This window comes from Pseudoalteromonas sp. US3C1013 (assembly GCF_048401115.1).
In the GTDB taxonomy this organism is placed as follows: Bacteria; Pseudomonadota; Gammaproteobacteria; order Enterobacterales; family Alteromonadaceae; genus Pseudoalteromonas; species Pseudoalteromonas undina.
In genome coordinates, this window is record NZ_CP183075.1 from 2,927,501 (window position 1) to 2,939,876 (window position 12,376).

Here is a 12,376-nt window from a genome sequence, read left to right on the forward strand (position 1 = left end):
GTAGCTTGGCTGTTAGAACTCAATCTGTACGAGTGCCCACACAGATGATTGCTTTATATTGTTAAAGAACGTTGCGATTAAAGCGTTAAACTTTATCTCGCTAGGGCTGCGCATATTACGCTTTCCTATTTTTTTGTCAACACTTAATTTTGTTAAACTTTAAAGTTTTCAAAACTAAGTTTTACTCGACTCACTGAGTAGCTCGTGCCTCGCTATGCGTTGCGTTCTGCCGTCTCAGTGGGGTCGCATTATAGGGAGATCCGAAAACAGATCAACCCTTTTTTGCAGAAAACTTGAAATAAATGACTGTTCGCTGGATATTTAGACTAAACGCTTAAAAAGACAACTAAACCTAATCATATTTCGCCTTTAAAGCTGTAAAAACTTATTTTTTGGAAAATCTTTTCATAGTTATTGTAGCGATTATCAAGAAAACAAATTGTTTAGCTTTATATGGCCATTTAGATTAGTGGCGAATAAGTACATCAGGCAAGGGCTCTACTATATAAAGTTAATGAGCTATTGGTGGGTATCAATTATTTCGAACTTTTTATATTAATAACTATAAACTGTAAAAGTCGTTACATGGTCATATATTTATTAGTCTAAATAGCTTTACTTATAAATAGAAAGATAGCAGTCCTAAACGCTCGCATTATGATTCGTCGATTCTAGTTAGGCTATTTTATTAGATGAAAGGAATGAGAATAAATTTGCTATTAATAATAGAGCTAAAAGCTTTATTCATTTTGTGTAAATTTTAGATATTAAAAAGCCGAGCATAAGCTCGGCTTTTTGGTGTCTCTTTAAGACTTACTCTGCAGACTGCGCGTCTTCTTGAACTTCTTCGCTCGCCGCTGGGCGACCAACTAGTTCAATATAAGCCATTGGTGCATTATCACCAGCACGGAAGCCACACTTAAGAATACGAGTGTAACCACCTGGACGATCCGCATTACGAGGACCGATTTCACTGAATAACTTACCAACTACTTCATTATCACGCGTGCGAGCAAACGCTAAACGGCGATTTGCTACACTGTCAGTCTTAGCCAGTGTGATTAAAGGTTCAATTACACGGCGTAACTCTTTCGCTTTAGGCAAAGTAGTTTTGATGATTTCATGTTTCACCAAAGAACCTGCCATATTGCTGAACATCGCTTTACGATGGCTACTGTTACGGTTTAATTGACGACCACTCTTACGATGGCGCATGACCCTATCCTTCTAACTAAACTAATATAGTGATTTAGATTATTCAGCTAGGCTTGCAGGCGGCCAATTTTCTAGGCGCATGCCTAGAGAAAGACCACGTGAAGCTAGCACGTCTTTTATTTCAGTTAGAGACTTCTTACCTAGATTAGGCGTTTTAAGAAGCTCAACTTCAGTGCGCTGAACTAAATCACCGATATATTGAATTTGCTCGGCTTTCAAACAGTTTGCTGAACGTACTGTTAATTCAAGATCATCAACTGGACGAAGTAGAATAGGATCGAATTCTGGCTTCTCTTCTTTCTCTTCTGGCTCAGTTACATCACGTAAATCTACGAATGCATCTAATTGCTCAGCTAAGATAGTAGACGCACGGCGGATCGCTTCTTCAGGATCTAAGGTGCCGTTTGTTTCCATATCAATGATTAACTTGTCTAAATCTGTACGTTGCTCAACACGGGCTGATTCAACCGAGTACGCAATACGTTCAACTGGGCTGAATGATGCATCAAGCAGCAATCGACCAATTGGACGCTCATCGTCATCAGAGGATAAACGACTAGATGCCGGCACATAACCACGACCACGCTCAACACGAATACGCATGCTGATCTCGCTGTTATTTGTTGTTAAATTACAAATAACATGATCTGGGTTAGCAATTGTTACATCGCCATCGTGCTGAATATCTGCCGCAGTCACAGGGCCTACACCAGATTTAGTCAGGGTCAGAAAAACTTCATCTTTGCCTTCTAACGTTACCGCTAGACCTTTAAGGTTTAGTAGTATTTCAATGATGTCTTCTTGTACGCCTTCTTTCGCGCTGTACTCATGCAATACACCGTCGATTTCAACTTCAGTTACTGCACATCCAGGCATAGATGATAACAGTATACGGCGTAAGGCATTACCCAAAGTGTGACCAAAGCCACGCTCGAGTGGTTCTAAAACTACTTTAGAACGCGTTGGGTTGATAGCGTCGATATCGACTAACCTTGGTTTTAGAAATTCTGTAACAGAACCCTGCATTTTATCCTCTCTTAACTCTTAACTTTACTTAGAGTAAAGTTCGACGATTAGTTGTTCATTAATGTCCGCAGACAGATCTGAACGCTCAGGTAGGCGCTTGAAGCTACCTTCCAATTTCTTACCGTCAACTTCAACCCAAGTCGGCTTTTCACGTTGCTCAGCCAACTCTAGAGCAGCGATGATACGTGCTTGTGTTTTAGACTTCTCACGGATTACAACAGTATCTTCTGGAGTAATTACGTATGAAGGAATATTCACAACACGACCATTAACTAGAATCGCTTTGTGGCTTACTAACTGACGTGCTTCAGCGCGTGTGCTAGCAAAACCCATGCGATATACAACATTGTCTAAACGTTGCTCTAAAAGCTGTAACAAGTTTTCACCTGTGTTGCCTTTAAGGCGAGCAGCTTCTTTGTAGTAGTTACGGAATTGCTTTTCTAATACACCGTAGATACGACGTACTTTTTGCTTTTCACGTAATTGTAAACCGTAATCAGATAAGCGTCCTTTACGAGCGCCGTGCTGACCAGGTGCAGTCTCAAGTTTACACTTAGAGTCGATAGCTCTTACGCCGCTCTTAAGGAACAGGTCAGTACCTTCACGACGACTCAGCTTGAGCTTAGGGCCCAAATATCTTGCCATGTTATTTCTCCTAACCTATTGTTAAACGCGACGTTTCTTCGGTGGACGACAACCATTATGTGGTATTGGCGTCACGTCAGTAATGTTGGTGATACGGTAACCAGCAGCATTCAAAGCACGTACAGCAGATTCACGACCTGGACCTGGACCTTTGATGAAAACTTCTAGATTTTTTAAACCGTATTCTTGAGCAGCAGTACCTGCACGCTCTGCAGCAACCTGAGCAGCGAATGGAGTAGATTTACGTGAACCACGGAAACCTGAACCACCGGCAGTAGCCCATGATAGTGCATTACCTTGACGGTCGGTAATCGTTACAATAGTGTTGTTGAAAGACGCATGAACATGAGCCATACCATCAGCAACTTGCTTTTTAACCTTTTTACGACGAATTGGTGTCTTAGCCATTTTACTATCCCCTTATCGCTTAATAGGCTTACGAGGACCCTTACGGGTACGCGCGTTAGTCTTTGTTCTTTGACCACGAAGTGGTAAAGAGCGACGGTGACGTAGGCCACGGAAACAACCAAGGTCCATAAGGCGCTTGATATTCAAAGTAACTTCACGACGAAGGTCACCTTCTACAGTGTACTTGCCAACTGCTTCACGCAATACGTCAAGTGTTTCGTCTGAAAGTTCACCGATTTTTGTGGTCTCGGCGATACCAGTCGCTTCTAAGATAGCCTTAGAGCGAGTCTTACCTATGCCATAAATAGCTGTTAAACCAATAACTGCATGTTTATGATCAGGGACGTTAATGCCAGCGATACGGGCCACTAACACATCTCCTATATTTGAATTTGGTAATCATCTGTTTGAAAAGCCCGTAAGGATACTCAAACGAAGACCAAATCACAACTAAAAACACAGGCCGAGAAATCTCAGCCTGCACGACTGTTTACTTAGCCTTGCCTTTGCTTATGCTTAGGCTCACTGCAAATTACGCGTACTACACCAGCACGTTTAATAACTTTACAGTTACGGCATATTTTCTTAACGGAAGCACGTACTTTCATTGCTCAACTCCGTAAACTGACCTTATCGACCGTAGCCTTTAAGGTTCGCTTTTTTCAGCACAGAATCATACTGATGTGACATCAGATGCGTCTGTACTTGTGCCATAAAGTCCATGATTACAACAACGATAATCAAAATTGATGTACCGCCGAAATAGAATGGCGTTTGCCATGCCATAGTCATGAATTCGGGCACCAGACAGATAAAGGTTATATACAAAGCACCTGCCAATGTCAGGCGTGTCATCACTTTATCAATGTATTTAGATGTCTGCTCACCTGGACGAATACCTGGGATAAATGCGCCAGATTTTTTCAGGTTGTCTGCTGTTTCACGCGGGTTAAAAACCAACGCTGTGTAGAAAAAGCAGAAGAAGATGATAGCCGCAGCTAAAACCATTGCATACAAAGGCTGACCTGGAGTCAACGTTGTAGCAATTGCTTGTAGCACATCAGCAACCGGACCTTCACCCTGGCCGAACCAGCTTGCAATTGTACCAGGGAACAGAATTATACTGCTAGCAAAGATTGGTGGAATAACACCCGCCATATTTACTTTCAGAGGTAAATGCGTGCTTTGAGCAGCAAATACTTGACGACCTTGTTGACGTTTAGCGTAGTTAACAACGATACGTCGTTGACCACGTTCAAAGAATACAACAAGATAAGTAACAGCGAATACTATAACCGCAACCATCAACAGTACAAAAACATTCAAATCACCTTGGCGCGCCATTTCGGCTGTCGAACCAATAGCAGACGGCAGGTTAGCTACAATACCAACAAATATTAGAACTGAGATACCGTTACCGATACCACGTTCTGTTATCTGTTCGCCCAACCACATAAGGAACATAGTACCGGTTACTAAACTCACCACTGCGGTGAAATAGAATCCCATACCTGGGTTAACAACTAACCCGTTCATCATGCCCGGTAAGCTTGTGGCAATACCGATTGATTGGATAGTAGCAAGCACAAGCGTGCCGTAGCGTGTGTACTGGCTTATCTTTTTACGCCCTTGCTCACCTTCTTTCTTAAGCTCTATAAACGGCGGATACATATGCGTTAATAGTTGCGTAATAATCGAAGCCGAGATATACGGCATGATACCCAGTGCTAACACTGAAGCTCGCTCAAGCGCACCACCGCTAAACATGTTGAACATCTCAACAATGGTGCCCTTTTGTTGCTCGAAGAAATCGGCAAGTACAGCGGCGTCAATCCCAGGGATCGGCACAAATGAACCTAGACGGTAAATTATGATAGCACCCAATACGAAGAGTAATCGGCGCTTCAATTCCGAAAGTCCACCTTGTGCACTTTGTGTATCTTGACCTGGTTTAGCCATTAGTACTTCCTTAGTCTTCTACCTTGCCTCCGGCAGCTTCGATAGCTTCGCGTGCACCTTTAGAAGCCTTAAGGCCTTTAACGGTAACAGCGCGTGAAACTTCGCCAGATTTAACAACTTTAACGAACTGAACGTTCTTTTTAACTAGACCAGCTGCTTGTAACGCGCTTAGGTCTACCACATCGCCTTCAACTTTAGCGATTTCGTATAGGTTAATTTCTGCAGATACTAAAGATTTGCGAGAAGTGAAACCGAACTTAGGTAGACGACGTTGCATAGGCATTTGACCGCCTTCGAAACCAACGCGTACTTTACCGCCAGAACGTGATTTTTGACCTTTGTGACCACGGCCACCAGTCTTACCAAGACCAGAACCGATACCACGACCAACACGTTTTGGAGCAGTTTTTGAACCTGCAGCAGGTGAAAGTGTATTCAAATGCATCGAATTACCCCTCTACCTTAACCATGTAATAAACCTGGTTAATCATACCACGCACACATGCTGTGTCTTCTAACTCAACAGTGTGATTGATACGACGTAAACCAAGACCGCGTAATGTAGCTTTATGCTTCGGTAAACGACCGATAGAGCTTTTTACTTGTGTTACTTTTACAGTTTTATTAGCCATGGTTTACCCCAAAATCTCATCTACTCGAAGACCACGTTTTGCAGCGATCGACTGAGGAGAATTCATGTTCTCAAGTGCTGAGATCGTTGCACGTACAACGTTGATCGGGTTAGTAGAACCGTAACATTTAGAAAGTACGTTCTGCACACCAGTCACTTCAAGTACTGCACGCATAGCACCACCTGCAATGATACCAGTACCTTCAGATGCTGGTTTCATAAACACTTGTGAGCCAGCATGACGTCCTTTAACAGGATGCTGTAATGTGTTGCCATTTAGGTCTACGTTGATCATGTTACGACGTGCTTTTTCCATTGCTTTTTGAATAGCAGCTGGAACTTCACGTGCTTTACCATAACCGAAACCTACTTTACCTGCGCCATCACCAACTACAGTTAGTGCAGTAAAGCTAAAGATACGACCACCTTTAACTACTTTAGACACACGGTTCACCGCGATTAGCTTTTCAGCTAAATCAGGCTGTTGTTGCTTTGCTTCTACGTTAGCCATTGTCTACTCCTAGAATTGCAAACCGGCTTCACGCGCAGCATCAGCTAGCGCCTTCACACGGCCGTGATATTTAAAGCCACTGCGATCAAAAGCAATCTTTTCGATGCCTTTGTCAGCCGCACGTTCAGCAACCGCTTTACCAACTGCTTGTGCAGCTGCAACGTTGCCTGTGCCTTTAACTGTTTCGCTAATAGCTTTCTCAACAGTAGAAGCAGCAGCCAGTACATTACCCTCAGCGTTTACAACTTGAGCGTAAATGTGACGTGGCGTGCGGTGGATAACAAGACGCGTTGTGCCTTGTTCAATATAATTTCTACGAGTGCGTTTAGCACGACGTAGACGAGCTGTTTTTTTATCCATCGTCTTACCTTACTTCTTCTTAGCCTCTTTACGGCGTACATTCTCATCTGAATAACGAACACCTTTACCTTTATAAGGCTCAGGTTTACGGTATGCACGAATGTTAGCAGCTGTTTGACCAACTAACTGCTTGTCTACGCCCTTAACTAGAACTTCTGTTTGGCTTGGAGTTTCAATCGTAATTCCTTCAGGAACTGCGAAATTAACTGGGTGCGAGAAACCAAGAGTTAAGTCTAAAACTTTGCCCTTAGCTGCAGCACGGTAACCAACACCTACTAACTGAAGTTTCTTCTCGTAACCTTCATGCGTACCAACAACCATGTTGTTGATTAGAGCGCGAGCAGTACCTGCTTGTGCCCATGCATTGGCTACGCCTTCACGAGGTAAAGTTGTAATAACGTTGTCGTTAACTTGTACTTCAACTGCATCGTTGATTGTACGAGTAAGTTCACCGTTTTTGCCTTTAACTGTGATTTCCTGGCCTTTTAATGTAACTTCTACACCGGCAGGAACGTTTATTGGTGCCTTTGCTATGCGAGACATAGTTCCCCTCCGATTAAGCTACAAAACCAATGATTTCACCACCAACGCCTGCACTACGTGCTGCGCGGTCTGTCATTAGGCCTTTAGAAGTTGATACGATAGCGATACCTAAACCACCCATTACCTTCGGTAATTCGTCACGTCTCTTATAGATACGTAGACCAGGGCGACTTACACGCTGGATATTTTCAATAACAGCTTTGCCTTCGAAGTACTTTAACTCGATAGAAAGCTCAGGTTTAACATCACCACTTACTGCGAAGTCTGCGATGTAACCTTCATTTTTTAATACATTAGCTACTGCTACTTTCAGTTTCGAATTAGGCATCGTTACAGATACTTTCTTCGCTGACTGACCGTTACGGATTCGTGTAAATAAATCCGCGATAGGATCTTGCAAGCTCATAGTCTTACTCCCATGATTCTATTACCAGCTAGCCTTTTTAAGGCCAGGAATTTCACCGCGCATAGCTGCTTCGCGAACTTTAATACGGCTCATGCCGAATTTGCGAAGGAAACCATGTGGGCGGCCCGTAATGTTACAACGATTACGTTGACGTGCAGGGCTAGAATCACGAGGTAAAGCTTGTAGCTTAAGTACCGCGTCCCAACGATCATCTTCAGATGTATTAACATCACTGATGATAGCTTTTAGTGCTGCACGCTTTTCAGCGTACTGAGCAACTAGTTTAGTGCGCTTTGCTTCGCGCGCTTTCATAGAATTCTTTGCCATAACCCTACCCTTATTTCTTGAATGGGAAGTTAAACGCTTCTAACAACGCACGGCCTTCCTCATCTGATTTCGCAGATGTAGTGATTGTGATATCCATACCGCGTACACGGTCTACTTTATCATAATCAATTTCTGGGAAGATGATTTGTTCACGTACGCCCATGCTGTAGTTACCACGTCCATCAAAAGACTTAGCACTTACACCACGGAAGTCACGGATACGTGGGATAGCGATTGAAACCAAACGCTCAAAAAAGTCCCACATACGCTCGCCGCGTAGGGTTACTTTACAACCAATCGGGTAACCTTCACGCACTTTGAAGCCAGCAACAGATTTGCGTGCTTTAGTGATTAAAGGTTTCTGACCAGAGATAGCTTCTAGATCCGCAACAGCGTTATCTAAAATCTTCTTGTCAGCTAAGGCTTCGCCCACACCCATATTTAATGTGATCTTCTCGATCTGAGGGACTTGCATGACAGAGCTGAAACCAAACTTCTCTTGAAGTTCAGCAACTACTTTGTCTTTATATACTTCATGCAGTTTCGCCATCATTCTACTCCAACTATTAGATAGTTTTACCAGTAGATTTAAAGATACGTAATTTCTTACCATCTTCAATCTTGAAACCTACACGATCTGCTTTGCTCGTTTCCGAGTTGTAGATCGCAACGTTTGATACGTCGATAGACGCTTCTTTCTCAACAATACCGCCAGCTTGGTTCAACTGTGGAACCGGCTTTTGGTGTTTCTTGATTAAGTTAATGCCTTCGACAAATACTCGACCAGACTCGGTTACAACTGAAAGCACTTTGCCGCGCTTACCTTTGTCTTTACCTGCTAGTACGATTACTTCGTCATCACGACGGATTTTTGCTGCCATGATAGACTCCTTACAGTACTTCTGGGGCTAGTGAAACGATTTTCATGAACTTTTCATTACGAAGTTCGCGAGTCACAGGGCCGAAAATACGAGTACCAATAGGCTGCAAGTTATCATTTAAGATAACAGCCGCATTGCTGTCGAAACGGATCAATGAACCGTCTGGACGACGAACGCCTTTTTTGGTACGCACAACTACCGCGTTTTTAACATCACCTTTCTTCACTTTACCGCGAGGAATCGCTTCTTTTACAGAAACTTTAATGATATCGCCAATCGCTGCATAGCGACGGTGTGAACCACCAAGGACTTTTATACACTGCACTTTGCGAGCGCCGCTGTTATCAGCAACTTCCAGCTGAGTTTGCATTTGGATCATGTTAATGACCTCCGGTGTAGTAATTACAACTTGTCTTAAATTTGTTTAAAATCAAGACATTTCGATTGAATTCCACTCAAAAAACATACTAGATGTCTCTTAAGGGCGGGCAATTGTATCAGCATTGAGGGGGGAGTGGTAGGTTATTTTTTAATTAATTTAATGCAGAGGCTAAATTAGAAACTGGTTATTTATGCTATCTATCTAAATTACAGGTGGTTATAAAACAAACAAGGCACCTTTACGGTGCCTTGTTTTATATCAGTAATTAAAATTAGCCAAACAAACCTTTTAATTTGTCTTTAATTTTGTCTTTAGCTTTTTCTTTTGCTTCATCTTTAACCGCACTGCCTATATCTAATTTTATACCAACATCATGGAATGGGCCTTTTATTCTCAGAGGAATTTTAAAGCCAGTGCTATCATCGGTAGTACCTTGACCTTCAATAGAATCTACTAAACCTGTTACTAGGCGGTAATTAACCAGAGTTTGCGGCAAATCAACGTCTCCTTCACCTGAAATGCGTATTAAAGGGCTGATCAACGATAAATCAGTATTTTTGCCTACGCCATTGGTAAAGTTAAAACTACCCGAAAGCGCAGAGAAATCAGTTTTCTCAGATTCTTCAAATCCTGTATCTAGTCCCTCAGACACGGCATTAAAGTTGCCTTTAACTAGCTCTTTACCCTTACGCACCATTTCCGCTACGTTCGCCCCTTTAACCGCACCATCTGCGAACTTAAACCCTAATTTACCATTGAGCGCGTTTATAAACGTTTTTTGGCTTTGCCCAGTTGTAGTTAAATTCCAATTTAACGACCCTTTGCCCATTAACTTATCAAAGCCTGCAGCATCGCTAAGTAATGGCTGTGCGTCTATTTTATCTAAATCGAAGTTGGTTGCTATTTTATAAGGGGTATTTTGAGCATTGATAGTCACCACCCCTTTACCTGTTCCTTCATAAGCCGCAAAGCTGTCTAAACTTAATTTAGCAACGCTATTTTTTAGTGCCACAGTAAACTGGTTTGCGCCGAGTTTTATATCGTTCACTTTTAAGCCACTTGAACGGACAATCACATTTGCATCTAATGCATTCAAGCCACTTAAATCAATTTTAGTATCATCCCACACTATTGGCTCTGCAGGCTTAGAGTCGTCTTTTGCAGGGACTTCTTTTTTAGCTACGGTTTCAGGTAAGTAAGGATTTAAATCAAGCATGCCTAAGTCAATATCAGCATTAACAGCTAAGCGACTGCCTAAATTTAACTTACTTTTACCTTTAATCTCGAGTGCATCGAGCGTTGCTACTAATTCAGTTAGGTTAAACTCTTCACCAAGCAAGTGCATTTCGGCATTGATGCTAAAGGCGTTAAACGCATTGTCTTTAGCGTTTAAGTCAACCCCTTGCCAGTTAGCAATATTTTTAACCGAATCACCGTTAAGTGTTAAAAGTCCTTTAATGTCTTGGCCTTGTTTGGCTATGCTGCCATCAAACGTTAAATCTACTAAACGTGAGTTAAGCGTTTGCTTTACATTAAATGTGGCGCCTTCAATCGCTTTTGATGGTGTATTAAGTTTTACATCAAGTTCAAATCGCTCTTGCATATAAGTAATAGCACCGGTTACTTCAAGCTGTTTACGCAGTGAAGGCAGTAATATAGCCAGTTCTAAATCGCTAATTTTTTGTTTAGCACCCGTTTGACCATCTAAATAAGTAAATGACCCGCCATAAATAGCGACTTCACCTAATTGAATATCAAAGCTTTCAGGTAGTTTGACAGCCTCTCCCGCTTGAGTTTGTTGCTCTGGTTGCTTGGCCACTGCATCAAATAACTGCCAGTTTGCTTTGCCGCTTTTATCGGTTTCTAGCAAAATATCAGGCTCATTAATTACAAACTTTTCTAGCTTTAGTTCGCCACCGAGTAATGAAAGCCAAGGAATATGAACAGCAAGTTGCTGCATACTTGCCATATCAGCGCGAGAGCCACTAGGCATATTGGCAAAATGCACATCATTAAGCTCCAGCTTTAATGCAGGAAATACACTGAGGGTTTTATCTCCCTTTATCGTTAATGTGCGCCCAGTTGTTTTTTCTACCTGCTCAGACACTTTATTAAAAATGGTATCAGTAGGAATTAAAAATGGTGCAGCAACAATTAACGCTATACATAACAATAATATGACACCAATAACTTTAAATAAGGTCTTCATGATCATCCTTTCAAACGTGCAAATAATGTTCTTATCATAGCGGGAGTTAGCGCCAAAAGCATTGCCCAATAACTAAAAATCTACTTTCCTACATTCTAACGTGGGTATATGAATTGTAACTGAAACATTTTGATACCTTTAGGTTACAAAAAAACATTGACCAAATGATACCTACAGGTTATATTGATACCTAAAGGTTACAAAATATAAATTAACACTTCCACAGGATGGACTTTATGAAACAACAAGATATTAAAACTGAAGAACAGTTTATGGGTCAAAACATATTTCTTAGTATAAGCACAAGTATTGTTTTTTTACTTCTCAGTGTTAACTCAGTAATAAAACAAGATATTGACGGGCTTTTAACTGTTGGAATGGGCGTTTTATTTTATATAGTTATAATAGCTATTTATATAACTAAAGCAGGCTTTCCATTAAAAATGTATTTTCAATATGCTTATAAAGATGAATTCCTAAATACTATCGACACGAGTGCCTATAAACATTCAATTTTTGCACTTGTTTTTTGCCTGCTTGGTGTTTTTTATAAAGGCGATGCTATTGCTAGTGAGGTTTCGCATGCAGCTATGGCAGTATTCTACTTAGGTATCATGCTCTTGGCATATGGCACTTCATTGTTTTGGCAAAGCCGCGATTAGGAAATAATATGCAAAACCATATAGCTGAATTTCGTAAAGAGGCAGGGCTTTCACAGCAAGAACTAGCCGATGCTATTAATGTTTCACGAAAAACCATTAGCACGGTTGAAACATCTCGTTTTACACCCTCGGTGATCATTGCCTTAAAAATAGCACAGCACTTTAATACCTCAGTTGAACGGCTGTTTTCACTCGATGAACACGATTAATA

Annotated in this window: 20 protein-coding genes; 2 read left to right on the forward strand and 18 right to left on the reverse strand. The window is 41.6% G+C overall.

Going from position 1 to position 12,376, the window contains the following annotated elements; all coding sequences use genetic code 11:
- Nucleotides 1-813: 813 nt before the first annotated feature.
- From rplQ to ACNSN2_RS13740, 18 genes are all read right to left on the reverse strand, one after another.
- Nucleotides 814-1,215, reverse strand: a complete 402-nt coding sequence (rplQ, locus tag ACNSN2_RS13655; protein WP_008115370.1) for a 50S ribosomal protein L17 — start codon at nt 1,213-1,215, stop codon at nt 814-816.
- Between the two features lie 39 nt (nt 1,216-1,254).
- Entirely contained in the window at nt 1,255-2,241 is a 987-nt protein-coding gene (locus tag ACNSN2_RS13660) for a DNA-directed RNA polymerase subunit alpha (RefSeq protein WP_008115371.1), read from the reverse strand.
- A gap of 24 nt (nt 2,242-2,265) precedes the next feature.
- Complete coding sequence (rpsD, locus tag ACNSN2_RS13665) at nt 2,266-2,886, reverse strand: 30S ribosomal protein S4 (RefSeq protein WP_002959461.1); 621 nt, start codon at nt 2,884-2,886, stop codon at nt 2,266-2,268.
- Between the two features lie 21 nt (nt 2,887-2,907).
- Nucleotides 2,908-3,294 carry a 30S ribosomal protein S11 gene (gene rpsK / locus ACNSN2_RS13670; RefSeq protein WP_002959471.1) on the reverse strand — a complete coding sequence of 129 codons (387 nt, stop codon included), beginning with the start codon at nt 3,292-3,294 and terminating at the stop codon, nt 2,908-2,910.
- 12 nt (nt 3,295-3,306) lie between these two features.
- Nucleotides 3,307-3,663, reverse strand: a complete 357-nt coding sequence (gene rpsM / locus ACNSN2_RS13675) for a 30S ribosomal protein S13 (protein WP_008115377.1) — start codon at nt 3,661-3,663, stop codon at nt 3,307-3,309.
- A gap of 125 nt (nt 3,664-3,788) precedes the next feature.
- Nucleotides 3,789-3,902, reverse strand: coding sequence for a 50S ribosomal protein L36 (gene rpmJ, locus ACNSN2_RS13680; protein WP_002959476.1), 114 nt, complete (start codon nt 3,900-3,902; stop codon nt 3,789-3,791).
- Nucleotides 3,903-3,924: 22 nt separating this feature from the next.
- Nucleotides 3,925-5,253, reverse strand: coding sequence for a preprotein translocase subunit SecY (gene secY, locus ACNSN2_RS13685; RefSeq protein ID WP_008115380.1), 1,329 nt, complete (start codon nt 5,251-5,253; stop codon nt 3,925-3,927).
- 10 nt (nt 5,254-5,263) lie between these two features.
- On the reverse strand, nt 5,264-5,698 hold the full coding sequence (rplO, locus tag ACNSN2_RS13690; RefSeq protein WP_008115382.1) for a 50S ribosomal protein L15: 435 nt from the start codon (nt 5,696-5,698) through the stop codon (nt 5,264-5,266).
- A gap of 4 nt (nt 5,699-5,702) precedes the next feature.
- Nucleotides 5,703-5,885 carry a 50S ribosomal protein L30 gene (gene rpmD, locus ACNSN2_RS13695; RefSeq protein WP_008115384.1) on the reverse strand — a complete coding sequence of 61 codons (183 nt, stop codon included), beginning with the start codon at nt 5,883-5,885 and terminating at the stop codon, nt 5,703-5,705.
- Between the two features lie 3 nt (nt 5,886-5,888).
- Nucleotides 5,889-6,395, reverse strand: coding sequence for a 30S ribosomal protein S5 (rpsE, locus tag ACNSN2_RS13700; RefSeq protein WP_008115387.1), 507 nt, complete (start codon nt 6,393-6,395; stop codon nt 5,889-5,891).
- Between the two features lie 9 nt (nt 6,396-6,404).
- Nucleotides 6,405-6,755: a 50S ribosomal protein L18 gene (rplR, locus tag ACNSN2_RS13705; protein ID WP_008115388.1), complete on the reverse strand. Its 351-nt coding sequence runs from the start codon at nt 6,753-6,755 to the stop codon at nt 6,405-6,407.
- A gap of 9 nt (nt 6,756-6,764) precedes the next feature.
- Nucleotides 6,765-7,298 carry a 50S ribosomal protein L6 gene (rplF, locus tag ACNSN2_RS13710; protein ID WP_006794247.1) on the reverse strand — a complete coding sequence of 178 codons (534 nt, stop codon included), beginning with the start codon at nt 7,296-7,298 and terminating at the stop codon, nt 6,765-6,767.
- Between the two features lie 13 nt (nt 7,299-7,311).
- Nucleotides 7,312-7,704, reverse strand: coding sequence for a 30S ribosomal protein S8 (gene rpsH / locus ACNSN2_RS13715; protein ID WP_008115392.1), 393 nt, complete (start codon nt 7,702-7,704; stop codon nt 7,312-7,314).
- 21 nt (nt 7,705-7,725) lie between these two features.
- Complete coding sequence (gene rpsN, locus ACNSN2_RS13720) at nt 7,726-8,031, reverse strand: 30S ribosomal protein S14 (RefSeq protein ID WP_006794245.1); 306 nt, start codon at nt 8,029-8,031, stop codon at nt 7,726-7,728.
- 10 nt (nt 8,032-8,041) lie between these two features.
- The gene (rplE, locus tag ACNSN2_RS13725; protein WP_010392500.1) at nt 8,042-8,581 is read right to left on the reverse strand and encodes a 50S ribosomal protein L5; all 540 of its coding nucleotides are present in this window, start codon (nt 8,579-8,581) and stop codon (nt 8,042-8,044) included.
- 16 nt (nt 8,582-8,597) lie between these two features.
- Nucleotides 8,598-8,912, reverse strand: a complete 315-nt coding sequence (gene rplX, locus ACNSN2_RS13730) for a 50S ribosomal protein L24 (RefSeq protein ID WP_004589210.1) — start codon at nt 8,910-8,912, stop codon at nt 8,598-8,600.
- Nucleotides 8,913-8,922: 10 nt separating this feature from the next.
- Nucleotides 8,923-9,291: a 50S ribosomal protein L14 gene (gene rplN, locus ACNSN2_RS13735; protein WP_008115397.1), complete on the reverse strand. Its 369-nt coding sequence runs from the start codon at nt 9,289-9,291 to the stop codon at nt 8,923-8,925.
- Nucleotides 9,292-9,565: 274 nt separating this feature from the next.
- Nucleotides 9,566-11,503: an AsmA family protein gene (locus ACNSN2_RS13740; RefSeq protein ID WP_418607753.1), complete on the reverse strand. Its 1,938-nt coding sequence runs from the start codon at nt 11,501-11,503 to the stop codon at nt 9,566-9,568.
- Between the two features lie 236 nt (nt 11,504-11,739).
- Between ACNSN2_RS13740 and ACNSN2_RS13745 the strand changes: the two genes are divergently transcribed.
- Complete coding sequence (locus tag ACNSN2_RS13745) at nt 11,740-12,165, forward strand: hypothetical protein (protein WP_418607755.1); 426 nt, start codon at nt 11,740-11,742, stop codon at nt 12,163-12,165.
- 8 nt (nt 12,166-12,173) lie between these two features.
- Complete coding sequence (locus ACNSN2_RS13750) at nt 12,174-12,374, forward strand: helix-turn-helix transcriptional regulator (RefSeq protein WP_010392491.1); 201 nt, start codon at nt 12,174-12,176, stop codon at nt 12,372-12,374.
- Nucleotides 12,375-12,376 lie beyond the last annotated feature (2 nt).